At 48.3% G+C, this 17842-nt stretch carries 20 protein-coding genes; all 20 read right to left on the reverse strand.

Going from position 1 to position 17842, the window contains the following annotated elements:
- Position 1 precedes the first annotated feature (1 nt).
- The 20 genes from BLU87_RS08740 to nrfD all read right to left on the reverse strand — a co-directional run bounded on the left by BLU87_RS08740 (position 2) and on the right by nrfD (position 17842).
- Positions 2-1051, reverse strand: a complete 1050-nt coding sequence (locus tag BLU87_RS08740) for a biotin synthase BioB (protein WP_217637465.1) — start codon at positions 1049-1051, stop codon at positions 2-4.
- Positions 1052-1068: 17 nt separating this feature from the next.
- Positions 1069-1734: an ABC transporter ATP-binding protein gene (locus tag BLU87_RS08745; RefSeq protein WP_092346903.1), complete on the reverse strand. Its 666-nt coding sequence runs from the start codon at positions 1732-1734 to the stop codon at positions 1069-1071.
- Positions 1724-2578, reverse strand: a complete 855-nt coding sequence (locus BLU87_RS08750; RefSeq protein WP_092347064.1) for an ABC transporter permease — start codon at positions 2576-2578, stop codon at positions 1724-1726. Before BLU87_RS08750 ends, BLU87_RS08745 begins: the two co-directional genes overlap by 11 nt.
- Before the next feature lie 22 nt (positions 2579-2600).
- Positions 2601-3347 (reverse strand): Rossmann-like domain-containing protein, encoded by a 747-nt coding sequence (locus tag BLU87_RS08755; protein ID WP_092346906.1) that lies wholly within the window; start codon positions 3345-3347, stop codon positions 2601-2603.
- A 12-nt stretch (positions 3348-3359) separates the two neighbouring features.
- Positions 3360-4094, reverse strand: a complete 735-nt coding sequence (modA, locus tag BLU87_RS08760; RefSeq protein ID WP_092346909.1) for a molybdate ABC transporter substrate-binding protein — start codon at positions 4092-4094, stop codon at positions 3360-3362.
- Positions 4095-4103: 9 nt separating this feature from the next.
- On the reverse strand, positions 4104-5315 hold the full coding sequence (locus tag BLU87_RS08765) for a molybdopterin molybdotransferase MoeA (protein ID WP_092346912.1): 1212 nt from the start codon (positions 5313-5315) through the stop codon (positions 4104-4106).
- Positions 5312-6337 carry a molybdopterin-binding protein gene (locus BLU87_RS08770; RefSeq protein WP_092346915.1) on the reverse strand — a complete coding sequence of 342 codons (1026 nt, stop codon included), beginning with the start codon at positions 6335-6337 and terminating at the stop codon, positions 5312-5314. The genes BLU87_RS08765 and BLU87_RS08770 overlap by 4 nt, the downstream gene beginning before the upstream one ends.
- 44 nt (positions 6338-6381) lie before the next feature.
- Positions 6382-6744: a winged helix-turn-helix domain-containing protein gene (locus BLU87_RS08775; RefSeq protein ID WP_092346917.1), complete on the reverse strand. Its 363-nt coding sequence runs from the start codon at positions 6742-6744 to the stop codon at positions 6382-6384.
- A gap of 24 nt (positions 6745-6768) precedes the next feature.
- Positions 6769-6900: a hypothetical protein gene (locus BLU87_RS17795; RefSeq protein ID WP_281242528.1), complete on the reverse strand. Its 132-nt coding sequence runs from the start codon at positions 6898-6900 to the stop codon at positions 6769-6771.
- A gap of 285 nt (positions 6901-7185) precedes the next feature.
- Positions 7186-7662, reverse strand: coding sequence for a cyclic pyranopterin monophosphate synthase MoaC (gene moaC, locus BLU87_RS08785; protein ID WP_092346923.1), 477 nt, complete (start codon positions 7660-7662; stop codon positions 7186-7188).
- Positions 7663-7664: 2 nt separating this feature from the next.
- Positions 7665-8033: a molybdenum cofactor biosynthesis protein MoaE gene (locus BLU87_RS08790; protein WP_092346925.1), complete on the reverse strand. Its 369-nt coding sequence runs from the start codon at positions 8031-8033 to the stop codon at positions 7665-7667.
- Between the two features lie 16 nt (positions 8034-8049).
- Positions 8050-9030, reverse strand: a complete 981-nt coding sequence (gene moaA, locus BLU87_RS08795; protein ID WP_092346928.1) for a GTP 3',8-cyclase MoaA — start codon at positions 9028-9030, stop codon at positions 8050-8052.
- On the reverse strand, positions 9027-9545 hold the full coding sequence (locus BLU87_RS08800; protein ID WP_092346930.1) for a GNAT family N-acetyltransferase: 519 nt from the start codon (positions 9543-9545) through the stop codon (positions 9027-9029). Before BLU87_RS08800 ends, moaA begins: the two co-directional genes overlap by 4 nt.
- A gap of 3 nt (positions 9546-9548) precedes the next feature.
- A complete protein-coding gene (locus tag BLU87_RS08805; protein WP_175498316.1) occupies positions 9549-10082 on the reverse strand; it encodes a flavin reductase family protein in 534 nt (177 codons plus the stop codon).
- A gap of 34 nt (positions 10083-10116) precedes the next feature.
- Positions 10117-11103, reverse strand: coding sequence for a DUF169 domain-containing protein (locus tag BLU87_RS08810; protein WP_175498317.1), 987 nt, complete (start codon positions 11101-11103; stop codon positions 10117-10119).
- Complete coding sequence (locus BLU87_RS08815; protein WP_092346939.1) at positions 11096-11950, reverse strand: TIGR04282 family arsenosugar biosynthesis glycosyltransferase; 855 nt, start codon at positions 11948-11950, stop codon at positions 11096-11098. Before BLU87_RS08815 ends, BLU87_RS08810 begins: the two co-directional genes overlap by 8 nt.
- 44 nt (positions 11951-11994) lie before the next feature.
- Positions 11995-14229 carry a molybdopterin-containing oxidoreductase family protein gene (locus BLU87_RS08820; RefSeq protein WP_092346942.1) on the reverse strand — a complete coding sequence of 745 codons (2235 nt, stop codon included), beginning with the start codon at positions 14227-14229 and terminating at the stop codon, positions 11995-11997.
- Positions 14230-14442: 213 nt separating this feature from the next.
- Positions 14443-15765, reverse strand: a complete 1323-nt coding sequence (locus BLU87_RS08825) for a radical SAM protein (RefSeq protein WP_217637466.1) — start codon at positions 15763-15765, stop codon at positions 14443-14445.
- Complete coding sequence (locus BLU87_RS08830) at positions 15762-16928, reverse strand: (Fe-S)-binding protein (protein WP_139167503.1); 1167 nt, start codon at positions 16926-16928, stop codon at positions 15762-15764. Before BLU87_RS08830 ends, BLU87_RS08825 begins: the two co-directional genes overlap by 4 nt.
- A 14-nt stretch (positions 16929-16942) precedes the next feature.
- Complete coding sequence (gene nrfD / locus BLU87_RS08835) at positions 16943-17842, reverse strand: NrfD/PsrC family molybdoenzyme membrane anchor subunit (protein ID WP_092346948.1); 900 nt, start codon at positions 17840-17842, stop codon at positions 16943-16945.

Consider the following 17842-nt stretch of genomic DNA (forward strand, 5'->3'; position numbering starts at 1 on the left):
ACTATTGATAGCAGTTCGACGGCAGGGAGGGATCGAGATTCATTTCCCGATGGATCTTCTGGCAAGCTTCAACGCTATTTCCCCGCCCCGTGCTGGTATCTTCTTGTCCATCTCGCGGATTTGAACCAACTTCAGGAAAAAACAGGTTCGCTCCAGCCAGCAAAGATGCGCTATGCGGTTCATGGGTGCAGTGAGCTTTCGGCACATCGCCCATGATCAGGCGGCTAATGGCAACCAGACGCGCCATTTCCAACTCTGTAATCATGCCAAACTTGGTCATTGGCGAGCCGGGGAAATTAATCCGCCGCATCACCCCGCTGTAGGTTGCACCATAATCGCGAGCCAGAAACATCAAATCGATCAATTCTTCGGCACTGTGTTCCGGTCCCACAGGCTCAACACAGTTCATCCATTTCAAGCCAACATCCCGCAAAACCTGGATTGTTTTGATGCGTTTATTTCGATCCAAAGGAGTATCGCGACCTTCCCCTAAGCGTACAGCGTGATAGGCTCCGACAAAGCCCGCGGCCAACAATGCTTCTCCTTCGGCATGGTTAATATCGCGAGTATTAGCGATCAATGGAACAGAGACTTCCTGACTGAGAAGCTTGCCGATTTCAAGCAATCTTAAAAACGGATAGGTTCCGGTTGTCATCAAATTGATCCCATCACAGCCCAACTTTTCTGCGTATCTGGCCCAGGACAGAATCTGCTCTTCAGAATAATCAACTTTTTCGGTGAAGATCCCGGCTTTATGAGTAAGGCTGCAGAACAGACAATCAAGGGGACAAGGCTCAACATTCAAACCGATATGCAGGTGGTTCTCACCTTTACTGCAGAACTGTTCACGCGACATGCGATTGGCAGCAGCCATCATTCTGTAACAATCTAAACTATGTAGCGGAATTTTCATCAGTCGCAGGCCCTCATCCCGTGTCAGGGGGACGAATTCTGTTGCTTTTTTCAAGATATCGTCTACTCCCGCAATGGATTTCGTCCCACCGCCCCACTCCTCTGTATTCATACTTCCATCGAACATCATGGTTAACATTCCTTTCTTCCTTGCGTTCAGACAAACGCTTTAATATTGACTGTTTTCTCTATCGTCCCACGACGCAGGAAAGAGACGTTGTCTCCCAAAATGGCCGCTTCGCTCATATTGTGGGTCACCAGCAACATAGTGACACCGGTTTTTTTCTGTATTTCTTTTAATTCCAACTGCAATTGCGAACGACTTTCTAAATCCAGATGGCTGAGAGGTTCATCGAGTAGCAGAGTTCCGGGTTCAGTGGCTAATGCCCTCGCCAGAGCGATCCGTTGTTTCTGCCCACCACTGAGCATCGCCGGGTATTTGTGCTGCTGATCCATAAGACCAACAATACCAAGGTAATGCTGAGCCTTGTCATAAACGGTCTGACTGTTGGCACCGCTAGCGTTCAGTCCATATTCCACATTCTGCCGTGCGCTCAGATGCGGGAATAGGGCATAGTCTTGAAACACAAAACCAACATCCCGCTGCTGAGGCTGTTGTGTCGTTACGCAAATATCGTTAAGATAAACATCTCCGGAATCCGGTTTTAGCAAACCGGCGATCAACGCAAGTAAAGTGCTTTTTCCTTCGCCGCTGGGGCCAACCAGAACATGAAAGGTTCCCTCCTTGACCCGCAGCGATAAATTGCGAAACAGCTCTTGGGAACCGAAGTTTTTACAGATATTTCGCAGTTCAATAGCCATGCTGGCGTCCTGACTGAAGTTTCAAGATAAACAGCAGTGAAAATGAAAATAATATCAGCAACAACGCTGTAGAAATGGCCTGTCCCAGATCACCGCTCATGGCGTCCATGTAAATGGAGATAGTCATGGTTTCGGTTTTTCCGGGGATACTGCCAGCAACCATCGCTGTAGCGCCGAATTCCCCCAAAGCACGAGCCCAACTCATGGCCAATCCGGCACAGCCCCCCCTGCGACACAGCGGCAGAATGACACGTCGGAAAGTATGGAAATCGGAGGCGTTAAGCGTCGCCGAAGCCGCCAATAAATTACGTGGAATTGAGGAAATACTTTCGCGGACTGTTTTGATGAAAAATGGAGCGGCAACAAAGAGTTGGGCTAAAACGATGCCAACAGGAGTAAACAAAAGTTTGACTCCCCACTGTTGGAGCAATTCTCCACATAGGCTGTTGGGACTAAGCAACAACAACAGGCACAACCCTGTAACCAATGGTGGCATGATAATCGGCAGGTCAAGAATCCCTTCAAGCAGCGCCTTACCCTTGAAGTTTTTCAGTGCCAGGACATAGGCCACCGGGGTCCCAAACATCAAGGTCAGAACTACGACTGCAAAGGATGTCTGCATACTCAGCAAGATGGTGTCCAGACCGCGTGCCGAGCAGAGATGAGCAAAGAGATCCGCCCAGGAAACAGCACCCAAAAGAGCCATCAGCACCAGAGCAATCATGGCAAAAAAGAACGCCGCCATAACTGCCATCAGAACATTGAACCGCATCAGTCGAGCAATCAGATTGATAGCGCCCTGACGCGGTAGAATCGCGACCTGTTCGTTTGAAAGATTCTGCATATCTCGCATGTTCTCCGACCATTCAAGTGGCTTGAAAACAGAAACGTTTCAAGTTCATCAGTTCAGCCGTTCCGGCAATACTGGTCCCATAGAAATAGAGAGGCACAGTGTTCTTTTCGGCCAGTTTGATCAGAGTGGGCAGAGAACCATTGATCACCGTGGAGCCGGTTGCCAGCACGACATCACTCTGCTTAAACAGTTCTGCTGTTTCTTGTTCACCGCCCCATTTGATCGGCACACCAAACTTGCTACTGCCACGCTGATGTTCATCACGATCAATACAAATGACATTATCCGCCCCAAAGGTTTCGACCAATTTTGCAAGAATAGCGGGCTGTAACCCCACCTGACCGATTTTAGCTACTGGCTGTTTCTGCAAACGTCGGATGATTTCAGCAGCACATTCTTCCGGTTCATCGTTATGACAGTGGACGGTCTCAAGTTCCGGCTTCAGGAAACGGATCACAGCATTCAGACTGGCGATAAAAAGTGCCCGATGCTCGACTTTCTCTATCGGCAGGGCGAGAATTCCAGCCAAGGTCGAAACCTTCTCACAAGGGGCATCAGTAAAAGCTTGGCCTCGACACCCCCTGAAGTTAGCTTCCATCAAAAATTCCTTGCCTTTGAGCAAAGGATAGTCTTGACGGGTCGGATTTCCGATTGCTTCTTCGTTCTTCAATATCCTGGCACTAATGGCAATATTCTCCCCAAGCAGGGAATGTTCTTTAGCCAAAATCGAAAACCGCTCTTTGAGTTGTGAATAAAACATAGCGGCGTCTCCTTAAAGTTCAATAGCTTTAAAGCCATGCTTGGAAAAAATTGCTGGTGCATTGGCAAGCAGGTATTGCCAGAATCTTGTTGCTTCTTCAGGATGTGCTGGAGTCCTCAAACTGCAGATGGGAATAATATCAATCTGATTAATATCTGCAGGGATGGAGATAGTTTCAACTTGCTCGGACTGGACAGCATCAGCCCTCCAAACAATGGCTGCGTCGACGTTGCCTGTTTCGACCCAGCTAACCAATTGTTTAACATTAATCCCACGGGCGACAATGTTCATTTTGGTTGTGTCTAATCCAGCTAGCGCAAACAAACGCTCGTTATTCCGACCGATTGCAGCAGACCGACTATCCCCTAACGCAACCTCGATCTCTGGCAAAGTCAGATCACTTAGGCTTTGCACCTGGTGATCCCCTTGCGGGGTAATGATGACCGGGGTGTGATGTGCAATGGCAACACAGTCATCAATCAAACCTTCCTTTTTCAGCTTTAAGGCCCATTTATCCGACCCTGGAATGAACAGATCGGGCCTGATGCCCATCAACATCTTACTGCCAAGTCGTCCGGAACCATCAAAGTCGAACGCAACCTCAATACCTGTTTCACGACTAAAGTTTTCTCCGAGTTCTTCAAGGGGAATACGCATCCCTGCCCCGGCAAAAACAAGGAGTTCAGCAGCGGACAGGTTGCTAGTCATAAAGAGAAAAACAAACAGGAGAAACAATTTCTTCATCATCAATATCCTTTAAAATTGGCGAGCAAAGTCGAGCAAAGTGACCTCGTCTCCAGCTGTTGCACGTTCACAATCACCATTAAGTAGCACCAGGCCATCACACTCTCCCATATTCATAAAATGTGAGGTTAGCTGACTCTTCAAGCGGTAGGCTCGCTCTTTTTCCTGCTCGGTTTGCAATCTCACCCGCAGCACATCCCAGCGTCCTTTACGCCCCTTGAGATCATCGGCCAGCCGAATTCTTCTGGTCGGGGGCAGAACCTCTTTCAAGCCCATCAACTTCTTGACTGTTGGAAGGAGAAAGTAGAAAAAATTGACCAGACAGGCCGCCGGATAACCAGGCATGCCGAAGAACAGAGTAGCGGCTTTGCGGGCGACGATCAGGGGGCGTCCGGGTTTGATCTTGGTGTGATTGACCAGGACTCTGAAGCCGCTGGAGTGCAGCAGCGGACGAATGAAGTCATACTTGCCCATGGAAACCCCGCCAGAGGAGATGACCAGATCGCATTCAGTTGATAGTTGCTCGACGCTCCTGCGAATGGTGTCTGCGTTGTCCTTGACCGGGCCAAGAACGGTACAAGAAATCCCCATTTGTGCGAGGCAACCAACCAAAAAATGACGATTACTGTCATAGACGCTACCAGGCTGGTGTGCCGATCCAAGCTGCAAAACTTCGTCACCGGTGATCAAGATCCCAACTCGGGGCCGTCGATAAACCCTGACCTCGGCGATCCCGGTACAACAGAGCACGCTATGCTTCACTGGAGACAATCGGGTGCCAGCTTGGAGGACTGTTGCCCCTGCTGCCATCTCTTCGCCGATACGGTTGATGTTCTCTTTATCTCTGATTTCCGTCTGAACGATCAGAATCTCCCCGTCGACCACGGTGTCTTCAACGCGAACGACGGCGACACTACCTTCGGGAACCGTGGCTCCGGTCATTACAGCGGCAGCCTCACCTCTTCCAAGCGTATGCTGCGGCAGTTCTCCTGCTCCTAGGGTGGCAACAATACGGTATTGATTTAGGTCAATCTGATTAACCGCATAACCGTCGACTGCGCTTCTGCGTGTATCGGGGAAAGCATGTGAAGTCATGACATCATCTGCCAGCACCCGCCCTAGCGCAGCATCGGTGGCAATAACTTCTGTGGCTACCGGTTGGGCCGCTTCAATCAGAACTTTCTGAGCGTCAGGCAAGGAGAGTGCACCAAGCTCGTTCATCATGCATCCCCCCAACCAAACGGACAGATAGGATAGTGACACTCTGGACAAAAATGACACAAGCCACCGTGGCCTGAACGGACAATTTCTTCTCTTTTGATCACATCTCCCGTCAACAGACGCGGCAGAAAAATATCGAGGGCAGTACGCTCAAAAAACAGGGCGGCAGCAGGGACCGCACAAACGGGAACCTCACTGGCCCGACCGATGGTCAGGTTGTTGCCGGGTTGGATCGGGTTACCTTGATCTTGAAAAGTGACTCCGGCCTCTTTCATAGCACAAACAGTGACATCGTCAGGATCTACAGAGGTACCACCGGTGACCAACACCAACTCACTGATCATGATAGCCTTTTTAACTGCAGCACTAATCTCTTCCTTGATATCTGGCAAAACCGTTGAAAAATTCACCTTTACACCCTGTTGTTTAAGCTTTTTGGTCAATACCGGCGTAAAATCATCGACAATCCGGCCACTATAAACCTCACTGCCGGTCACCAGGATCGATGCGGTTTTGATTTTGTACGGCAAGACCGAGATCAGCGGTTCCTGTAACAACCCTTTGATCTGATCAATTATCTCGCAAGAGCAGGTCAGTGGGATGGTTCGAAAGGCAGCAACTTGTTTGCCCTTATTGACCGGGAAATTGTTGTGGATGGTCGGCAGAGAAGGAATCGCTAAGGTATTGATCTGTTCCAGGCGTTTAGGGTCGACCTTGAAGACCCCGCTACAGTCAGCGTAAAAACAGACTTTGCCTTCATGCGGCTGATCATCGTAGTTAATGTTCTTACCAGCGATCTGCGGTGCTAACAGACGGGCTGCGGCATCTTCATGGAATTCAGATTCTGTCCCTTCCCACACATAGATAGAGTTCTTCCCCAGGCGCCGCAATACTTCAGAATCTTCAGCACGAATAACATGTCCGCGTTTAAAAGCGACCCCTTTATAGTTCTTTTTGCGATCCACTTCAGTGATGTCGTATCCCAGGACTTCACCTATGGCCTCTGACAATTCGAGCTTTTTCATATTCTTTCCTTATTTTCAAGATGACCTGTCACCCTGATGTTCCCTTAAATTTCAGATTCTGATAGTTCATCAATGAAAGTTTCAAACTTCTTTCTTAGTCCATAGATAAAAAGCAGTAGGTCCTTGGCATCCTGTGTCAGCACTGAAGCGCCACCACCGGAACCACCGCGTTGCCTTGCAATCAGTTTACAGCCAAGAGCCTGCTCCATCGTCTGTACATTACTCCAGGCTTTTCGATAGCTGAGCCCCATCTTCCGGCCAGCAGCACTGATCGACCCGAGCTCATCTATCAACTGTAGCAGTTGCTCTCTTCCTTCACCGATGAGGGAGCAATTGCCAACTTCCAACCAGATCTTCGCACGGATAACAAGCTTTTCCATCCAACCACCAACATGCGGGTTACGCATATTGCCTCAAAAAATATCCGTCACCTATTCGATAACAATTTCGAATTTTGGCGGATTGATATTGTGTTCCTTCACTGCATAAAAATCGACCGTCGGGATGACCTTTGAACTGTATTTATCGAGAAAATCAGGGAGACGCGACAATTTTAACTTCATCTTCTCAAGCTTGGGTTCGTCGGACTTCTCGTCAAAAACCATCTGTCAGCCTAAATCTTCAGTCAAAATACTTCGTCTAGAACAAAATGCAGAAGCATAAGCCCCGGCGCTTGTTGCTAATGAGACAAGTAACTCTCCGAGCGCTTTCAAGTGATCGACCTCCTCATCATTGCTCAGGTTTCGCACAATATTTTTTCGCGGAACCATCTTTGCAATAGCGTTAGGGGCTCCGGGGAAATTTATCGGTACTGATTCCCGCATCTTTTTATTCGCCCTCTATTTTATTCAGGCCGACTTCTTGTAAATTCCACTCTTGCCACCCTCTTTGTACTCAAGCGTAACATTGTTGATTTCAATCCCCTTTTCAACGCCTTTACACATATCGTAAATCGTCAAGGCTGCCAGAGAAGCGGCAACCATTGCTTCCATTTCCATCCCAGTTCGTTCAAAAGCACGTACCGTTGCCCGAACCTTTACAACACCCGTTTCAAGGTCACACTCAAAATCAATAGCAGCGTGATGGATTGCCAACGGATGCGACAACGGAATCAAATCCGGGGTCTTTTTACAGGCTGAAATTCCTGCCAATCGGGCAACTCCAAGCACATCTCCTTTACGCATATCCCCTTCCATAATGGCTCGTAACGTTTCCCGCTTCATCAACACTACTGAACTGGCAATAGCGGTACGCATGGTTTTTTTCTTATTACTGACATCGACCATGATCGCTTGACCATCATCATCAAAATGATTGAAATTCATAATTATTCCTCACTATAGATCTCTTTTTTTGTCACAGTTTCAGTCTTGATCCGGTCGAGCAGCAATGCCAGAGCCGGCTTGACATTTTCGCGGATATCCCCTGCAACCACAAGAAACAGCAGATCGTCTCCCGGATTTAAGATTCCTTCATGGGCCTCCACGACAATTTTGTAGATTCCCGGCAACTGCTCAATTTCTTGTCTGATCTGTTCTGATTTGTCATAATCAACGTGGATTTCAATTTGCTTTACGGCAGAATGGTCAGCACGTGATCGGCCTCTGACAACCCCGTTGTGAACCAGCACCATGCCAACATTTTCGACAAATTTTGGATCTTGTTTGAGGTCTGCAATCGTTTTTGAAATATCCATATATTTTCTCCTGACTTCAGCCACCGACACTGACCATTTGTAACGAAGGATTTACCGAATCCCCCCAGTGAATATGGTGCTTCTCCGGTTTAAGTAGGACGTTTTCGATCATGGCCTGCTTCAATCCATAGAGGTCTCCCGCAGCAAGGTAAGGCTTTAAATCCGTTTCTTCTTCATTGAAGAGGCAATTCTTCATCCCACCCGTTGACGTGATACGAATTCGATTACAAGAGCTACAGAAGGGACATGACATTGCCGAGATAACTCCGATCCGCCCCTTTCCGCCGACTAACTTGTAATCCTGAGAGGGACCTGAAAGCTCGTTGTTGTTTAATTTTTCGAGCAAATATTGCTTGCTGATGGTTTGATAGATCTCGTCGGCACTGACTCCTTTAAGATTGGCATTACAGGGTGAACTCGGCATGAGCTCAATAAAACGAACACTCCAGTTGTAGTCGTTGGCCAAAGTGGCAAAATTGACAATTTCATGATCGTTGATACCACGCATTACCACGACGTTTAACTTGATCGGAATTCCGAGTGCATGAGCGTAACGGATGCCATCCAGCACCGGTTTGAGCTCCCCGGTCCTGGTAACGGTCGCAAAGGTATCAGGATCAAGGCTATCGACACTGACATTTAAACTGGTGAGTCCGATCTGCTGTAGTCGCGGCGCAGTTTGCAAGAGGTTGTGCCCATTTGTTGTCACGGCAAGATATTTCAGACCGGGGATGCTCTTAATCTCTGCCAGAAAATCAAGAATCCCTTTGCGTAATAAAGGCTCTCCCCCAGTCACGCGGATTTTTTCGACACCAAGTGAAACAGCGGTTTTTGCCAGTTGAAGCAACTCTTCAAAACTCAAGACTTCGCTGTGAGCCCGCTTCACAATTCCGCCTGCCGGCATACAGTATTGGCAACGGAAATTGCAACGATCCGTAACCGACAGGCGCAGATAATTAATTTTCCGGTGGCAACTGTCATACAAATAGGTTTTCATACCAAAGACCTTCCTCTAGTAGGTTGAATGATGCGCATGGGAACAGGAATACAATCGGTCAAATCCGGGCAAAATTGGCACTCGCGGCAAAAGTCCTCATCAATCTGCTCCCAGCCTATGGGTGAAAATCCGAGAGCACGATAAAACCCCTCGGCGCTACCCCGGGCAATGACCGTAATATCGTCAAAAATTGAGAGCAAATATTCCACTAGGAGTTTCCCGAGTCCTTGCCTTTGAAATCGTGTGGAAATAATAATCGGACGGATGTAAAACCTGTTGCCGACGCAATCCATCCGGGCAAAACCTGCCAGGCCGGCCGCTCCAGCATCAATCACCAGACACTGTTGATAGTCAAAAGAGCCGACCATATCGTACTCTTCCATCAGGGCTTCAATCCCTCTGGCATCGTCTGGATTGGCCTGACGAACAGGCATCGAATCTTTTTGGTTTTGCGCTATTCTGCGGCTGAAATCTACTCCAGACGCTGCCCTCTTTATTGTCATTTCAGCTCTCATAGATTACTCCACACAAACCCCATACCTTTGTCGTTGCAGGCACAAAAGGGGTGAATCACCGAACACAGATCCCTCCCAGGCATTCGAGAAAGAATCTTGATTCACCTGAGCATGAACAACTTGGCCGACAAACAGGGTGTGATCACCGATGCTTTTCTTGTCAATCAAGACACATTCCAAATACCCGAGTGCTTCAGTGAGAACGGGTGGACTGACAATTTTGGCTTGCTCGGTTTTCAGTTTTAAACAATCAAACTTCTCCGTATCCACTCCACTATAATGACCGCAGAACTTCACTTTGCTTTGCATGGATTGCCCGAGAATGTTAACGACAAATTCACCCGATTCGACAATCATTTGGTGAGAATATCGCTTCGGAGAAATGGCAATTCCAAGGCATGGCGGTTCATGCGACAGCGGTGTATGCCAAGCAACAGTCAATAGATTCCTCTTCCCTGAAAGCCCGCAGCAGGTCACCAAAATCGCCAAACGGGGATTCAACAAAGCCGACACATCGCGACCCACTACAGTTTTCATTTTTTTGTCAGGGCAACTCATAATTGTTTCTCGTTTACAAGTTAGGGGGCAGATACACTTTGTTACGCGAATCATGAATGGCTTTTTTTCCTAATTGCTTAAGCCCCATGATCAACTCAGGCATTTGTGCTTTCGGGATCCCCATGAACATCAGATCATCGCCGATATCAGAACTGGCACGACAACCGTAACAACCAAGTGAGATGTTGAACTTTCCCGTGGTATAAGGAATCAGGGTGGTCTCAACACATTGGGCGTTATAGCCGGAAACCTGAAAATTGAAGCGCTTACCTGAGTAAAAGGACGAAGACATGCACAACCACATCAATTGCTCTGGCTGCGCGATCACGGCAATCACATCCGGCGTCCGTTGTGCCTCCTGAAGTGGAGACACCAAAGTTGCCCGAATGGAGCGGTTCGGCAAACGAGGACGTTCAGCAACCATCTGTTTGGCAGCGTCTATTGTCGCCAGTTTCTTGAACTGCAGGTAAATCTCACCGCTTGCAAGTTTGGGAGGAATCTCAGTCAAACCAAGAATATGGGTCCCATCGGGGCAAGCATGACACTGTGCCGGCATTAAAATTGATTTGCCCCGTCGTGCACTCATCAGAGCTTGACAGTGACGCAGCTTGACCCGTGGTTGGGCAACATCGGGGAGTGGCTGCCCCTTGGGAATTAAGCTGATCGCAACCGGGTTCCAGCGTAGCCGCAGAATATCCATCAGCACCCGATGCCATTCGGTGTACAATTCATGTTCTTCTAGCGGTAGAGGTGGCGCACAGGGTTCATCGCGATCCCGACTCTGGGTCTCCTCCGCTGATTCGACAATACGGATGGCATTGGTCGGGCATTGACCGACACAAGTATCGCAGGCCCAACAGGCCTCTTCCCGGGTCGCCTGCGCCTTCTTGGCCCCGGCAGAACGATCATCGGGAACAAGATCGAACACCTCGACCGGGCAGAAATCGACACAATAACCGCAACCGATACAACGACTCTGATCAATTTGAACTTCAGGCATCGATTCTCTCCCTTGGGTCATGAAGATCGTTGGGCGGAGTGGTGATAGCGATCCCGTGGTCACGGACAAAATCGATTACACGATCGGGGACAACCAATTCCGGCTGATTGTCATGACAAACCGCCATAGTCCTAATGATTGAAATTGAGTGGGCTAGATCCTCGACATCGTCGATATCAGCAACTGCGTCCAGTAAAGCGATAGGAACATCCCGTTCAATCGACTTCATCGTGTAGGCATCGAGGGCAGGAACACCATCAAGACTGTAATAAACACCTTCCGAATCCATTGGTGTGTGATGGCTATAACCGACCAGAGACACCCCGCAAGCCTGGCAAGGAGCCTGAACAAAACCACCTACGGGAGAGGTTTTGTCAAAATGTTCTAGCCACTCGAACGCTTTAACCAGATGGGATGTTGGCATAGTTGGCATATCTCCACCAATCGCAACAACATTGTGATAACCAAGAGCGAATAATTGGTTGAATGCGTCGTCAAAATGTTGATCAAAGTTCTGGCCGCGATCATTGATAAAGTGGATTGGACCGGGCCACGGACCGTTCTCTTCAATGACCCTCTCAAGGACAGGTTGCTCGGAAGCCGGAGAGTTCGAAATAACAAGCTCGTAGCGATCAAGGCCTGCTCCCTCACCTGATCCTGATTTTTTATTGAGGACATTTAAGGCATAAAAAGACAGGTTGAGGACATCCAGTAGCGATGCCTGATAGAACTCGGCTGCCTGCTCTTCTGACAGAATTCCACCTCGCGCAATAGTCAGTCGTGTTTTGGTCAGTCCTGGAATTGGAGCTTTTGAAAAGATCAATAAAGCGTGTTTTTTTTCATTCATAAAACAATCTCCTTAAGGTGGTAATCATGAGTCGTTAGTAGATGTTAGGGATGACAACATTGTCTTAAAAGCAGAGTTTCTTCTTCATTTGCCGGAGACAAACGACAAGGCAAGCCGTTAAACTGCCACTGGCCTAATAACTTCTCGCAGTCGGTAAAATCGGCACCGATTAAGGCATTGATATTGGACAACCGGTAGCTTTGTGCAAAAGAAATTTCAACCAATTCAGGGTACCACCAGCCGTATTCAGCGCTCACAATGCCCGAGCACATCGCCGTCAGATGTAATTTGAACAAAGCTCGACCGCGTGAAGTTTCAAGCCAAATGACTTCCCCTTCAGTCAAGCCGAGTTCTCCAGCCGTTTCCGGACTTACTTCCAGCAATGGATATGGATGCTTGCGACGCATACTCTCGACATGGCGATAAGATGAGGCATAGTAAGGTTGAAAGCGGGCTCCACTGATCAGAATAAGTGGATATTCAAGGTCCTTCTTCGGCAACTCTCTGGGGCAAGGTAACGGGTCATAGCCGATCCGATCGAGCAATTGCGAATAGAGCTCAATTTTGCCACTTGGAGTCGCAAAACCGACGGCTTTACCAGATTCAGAATCCGTTTCGTCAAATCGCCGGCTGGCCGTTTGCGAACAATAAATACCTGTCTCACTTAAGTCATGCCAGCTGGTCTGCAAAGGCTCCAAGGTGTAGTCCAGAGCTTCGTCAAAGGTCTCCCATGGCCAGAATTCCTCCTGCCCCAAGCGAACAGCGAGACCGCGCCAGAAGTCGTAATCGGTTCGGCGTTCATAATAAGGTGCGACAGCCCCTTGCCCGCCGTAAACAATATTTGCTGTTCCTGCGTTGGTTTGTTGTACTGATTTTTCAAGACCGCCGGCAATCGGCAATATATAATCAGCCAACAACGACGTAGGACTCTGGTAAAGCTCTAGAACAACCAGCAGATCAAGGCTGCGCAGTGCTGATTCCACCTTAACGGAATCCGCCTGAGTGCTTAAGGGGTTACTCCCCATCACCACCATTGCCTTTACCGGATACGGTCGATTGGTAATTATGGCATTCCAGAGTAAGTCGGGGTGGACTGAAGTCATGTAATTCTTCGGCAGTTTCCTTCCCTGTTTCAGTGTTTCCCGCTTCAACAACTCAAACCCGGCATCGGTCTGGAGTAACAGATTCTTGCTACCCAATTTCTTCTGCCATTGTTGCGCCGGCAGCGCTTCGTTCATCTCAAGATCAGCTTCGGCAATAAAATTAGGCATTTCCGCCAAGTGAGAAGCTCCTGACAGACCAATATTTCCAGTCAGCGCACGCAAACATGCAATAGCCCGGTGGGTGGCGATACTGTTCTCTCCGATCTGGTCTATCCCTCGCCCTGAGAGGATGGAAGACGCCTTCCCAGTGGCGTACAGTTGCGCAGTTAAGCGGATCTGTTCGACGTCCAGGCCGGTGATTTCAGCGACATAATCAGGTGGATATGCTTTAGCCTGTTCAGCTAGTTCTGCGTAGCCTGAGCACCAGCGTTCGACAAAATCATGATCGACCCAATCTTCAGCGATAATCACGTGGATCAGACCAAGAGCCAAAACAGCATCAGTGCAAGGCTTTAATGCCAACCAGAAATGGGATTTTTCTGCGGTTCGGGTTTTGCGCGGATCGACAACAATCAGCTTTCCGCCGCTGCGCACGAAATTAAGGATGGTCGTCCAGAACAAGGAGTTGTCTGATTCTGCCGGGTTCATTCCCCAAACAATGGCACATTGAGTGGACTCAGGATCCAACTCATTTTCCAGCGGCCAACCGAAAGTTAAGCTGTTGATCCAGATCGCTGGATTCCAGCAGATCTGGCCAATCCCTAAATTATTGGGGCTACCGAACAAGTTGAGAAAACGATGCAGCGGCCAGTATACGGAATGAGGTCCGCCGATGCTGGTCGCTAAAGTCTCAGCACCAAAATCTTCCTTTAACTTGGTCAAGCGTGCTGCTATATCGTCCAACGCATCACCCCAGGAGACCCGTTCCCATTCTCCAGAGCCGCGCTCACCCACCCTTTTCAACGGATAGTTCATACGCTGAGGATGATCTAACAGCTCCATGTTATGCGCACAACGTTGGCAGGAAAGAACTATTTTCTCATTATAGGGATAGCGGCTGGGATCGGGCTTAATGGCAACAACCCGTCCGTTGGCTACTTGTGCGAGCAATCCGCACAGGTAACCACATAAACGACAGTTTGTTTTTACCCATTGTTGTTTTTCGAAGCCGTTCATGCTTCCACCTTACACACTTTCTGATGCTTCATTACCCAACATGCAAATTTCGCATATCGCTAAACATGCATTATTTTTGACCATCTATGGGCATAGAGCATGTCACTTAATTTAACAATTTTAATTGTTTGTATTTTCAAAACCTGACAGCGACGTTTTCTTCACTCGGTTGCAAAAATTCTTTTGTGCCTTTTCTAAAAACACTGCCTCTTTTCAACACTTCGCTGCGAATTGTTTTTCCTTAAAAATCCAAGGCTGATAAAGTCTTTCACCAGCTCTGTTACTCAACTGATAAGCGCAAAATGGTATCAAGCGACCTTCATCTGTAGCGACAACCATACTGCACTCTTTAAGCCGACCTAAATCGATCGTATTAGCATCCATGTAACTCATAATGATAAGCGACAAGCCTGCAGCGTATGTTTCATTTCTTTTAGCCAGGATATCGGCAAAGATCGACCCTTGCGGGCTGCTCGGATCAAAAGATTGTTCATATTCATCCCGACTGATAAGCTTGGTCGCGGGAACAAAATGATTTCGGTCCCAGATCAGCTGAGTTCCACATGAACACAAGGGGTGTGAACAGCCAAGCGGCCACATGTCATGGATTCCAATCAAACCGTCTGTCTGATCATTCAGCTTGAAGATGACGTCTCCCATGGTTAAGCCACGCGGGGTTTCCACGTCGAAACGGCCCGAACTAAATGCCGGTTGCAGAGCCACTCCCGTAACCACATCAATATTATTGAGAGCAAAATCAACAACCTTGCCAATCTGGTCATCGTTGACTCCTTCAATGATAGTCATCGCTAACACGACAGGCAGACCGACAGCACGACAGTTAGCGATTGCCTGCAATTTGTCAGCATGTATATTCTGACCACGCGTCGCTTGATAAATCCTGTCGTCAAGACCGTCAAACTGCATATAGATACCGCTAACTCCCGCATCTTTAAGATCTTTCAGCAACTCAGGATTACGCGATATAACCAATCCGTTGGTGTTAACCTCAATCGATTTAAAACCAATTCTGCGTCCGAGCCTGACAATTTCAGCCAAGTCATGGCGCACTGTCGGCTCTCCTCCGGTAATTTGGATACTGGTAGAGCCCCCCGAACGGGCAAATATTTTATGGAAGATAGCTGACAGCTCATCGAGGGTGGGATCTTCACCAATATTTTCTGCCGACATAAAGCAGACCGGACAGCGCATGTTGCAGCGTTGGGTTACTTCCAGTTCAATCAGAGTTGCACTGCCCATGTGTCGATCACAGGGACCACAGTTATGCGGGCAAGCGCTGTCAGCAAGGGTGTGAACAGCCATTTCTTTATGATTCAAGCGAAAATCTCGCATCCATCGATAATGATCGGCATCTGGCCACAGGTAGATCATTTGACTCCCGTGTTCAGCACAGTTTTTACGCATATAAACGGCGTTATCATTAACTATGATTTGTGCTTCGATCTGTTTCATACAGAAACTACAAAGACTTAAAGTACGGCCAATAATGCTGGTGTGTTCCGGATGTGTCATCATCGTTTCTCCACGTCTTTTTGATCCGCAACCTTGGCCGATTGAACACCATTCAAACGTTGCATATTATATGCACCCCATTCGCCTTCCCACATTTGCCGTGAGCGGAACGTGATATCGTCGTAGTTGACTGCTTCATTAAAAACCAGTTCCAACAAATGAACGGCACGATTCTGTTCGCCCGAACGATTGAGGCGATGGCCACATGCCAAGCAGGTCGTGACACAGAGTTCAGCTCCGCTCGCATGCAGTTCTCCCATCCTAATTGAAGCGCGACGTTCACACATTTTTGGATCGACCAGAGAGACAATTCCACCGGAACCGCAACACAGCGTCTGCGCGCCATGATGTTCCATCTCCACCATGGGCCCCTGCAATAAAGAACGAAGGGTTTTCTGTGCTGCCTGATTGTTACGATCAGGGCATGAATCGTGAACCGACACCAAACTCGGAACCGAAACCTGAACACCAGCTTTCTCAAGCAAGCTAAAGATCGAAACCACTTCAACAGAGCTAAAAAAATCACTAAATGTTCGATGACAATTCGGGCAGGCCGTGACGATCCGTTTGATTCCGTCAGCTTCAAGTTGGGATGACAGCGCCCTCATCATCTGTTCGGCACGCGTGCTAAGACCAAGACTGCTTAACGGTTTACTACAACAAATGTCTGAAAAACCGATTTTCAACCCCTGATCTTCAAGCCACTGAAAAGACTTGCGCACCAATTCAGGAGAAAAACTGGACAAGGAGCATCCGGGGATAAAAAGGGTGTCGCAATGGTCACGGAACAAATCATCATAGGAAATGGCATAGGTATCGCGGTAGAGAGTGAAATAGTTCCACTCACGATCAACTTGCATCGCCACTGATGCAGCTAGGTTCTTCTGCTGTTCCGGTTGATAAGTCAGGTATTCCCGGATTTGTTCCATGACCAGCGATGGGTTGAGATTCAGAGGGCATTTATGACTACAAAGTCCGCACAGGGAACAGCGATACACGAGATCCAAAACCTCTTGCAACGGGTGATCACCTAAGACCTGCCGGGCGATCTCTCCAATATGCATGGAGGCTTCACCAAGCATGAAACAATTGTGGCGGCATGCACCGCAACCATTGCATGCATCAGCGAATTGTTCAATTTTTCTACGTGCAGACGCTTCGTTCACAATGCCCTCAATTCCTATTTCAAAACATCAAGAAACAGTTCATCACCCTTAGGCAGTCGCGCCATGAAATCTTTTTCACCTATTATCAACGTTCGTTTTTCACCCATTTTGACAACAACAAAGCGCATAGAATAACTGCCAGCGAGAATGCAGAGCGCTGCTATGGAGGCAGTCACAACTGATGCGGCCGTCATCATGTAGAGACCGATTGGAACGATGTTGCCCAGCACCAGAAAAGCTAAAACAAATTTACCTGACAGTGGTCCGGTCAAAAGTGCTTTGGCAGCTTCTGACTCCCTGGAAGTATTACCGGAGATTTTAACGTAGAGATACAGTGCCCAGACCAACAGTTGGAAGAAGATCAAACCGAGGATTGTGTTCTTCAGATTCGAGTTTTCCAATTGCAAATAATTTGCCATATCGTGTGCCGCCAAACCGGTTAGCAACGATGAAGTTAAAAAGATCACAACAATCCCAGGTCCGGTCCAGAACGGCCGCGCTGCATGCAACCCAAGCAGGACGCCTGGATATGTAGCCACAAACAGACCGCAGATCAACATCACCACTGCGCAAGCAGTCTGCAACCCAGGCATGGCGATGCCGGTGAAGTCGAGAGCAACATAGATAAAAGCTGCCCCCATAACAAAAACCATGTTCCAGGCCCCCCAAGTCAAAAGCGCCTTGGGGTTCATAAACACTCGCCAAGCCTGAAACGGACGTCCCAATTCCAACGACAAAAAAGCGGAACCAACGCCAATAAAGACAATCCCAACGAATGTTCCAAGAGTGCTGATGGAGTCAGCACCATTGATCAAGTACAGCAGCCCAGCAACAAACAACATGCCGCCGCCCATCCCGGCAAAGAAAAAATCGACTGCGAGCATCCATCCCCATTCTACTTCTTTATGTTTCAC

It is taken from the genome of Desulfuromusa kysingii (assembly GCF_900107645.1).
Taxonomy (GTDB): Bacteria; Desulfobacterota; Desulfuromonadia; order Desulfuromonadales; family Geopsychrobacteraceae; genus Desulfuromusa; species Desulfuromusa kysingii.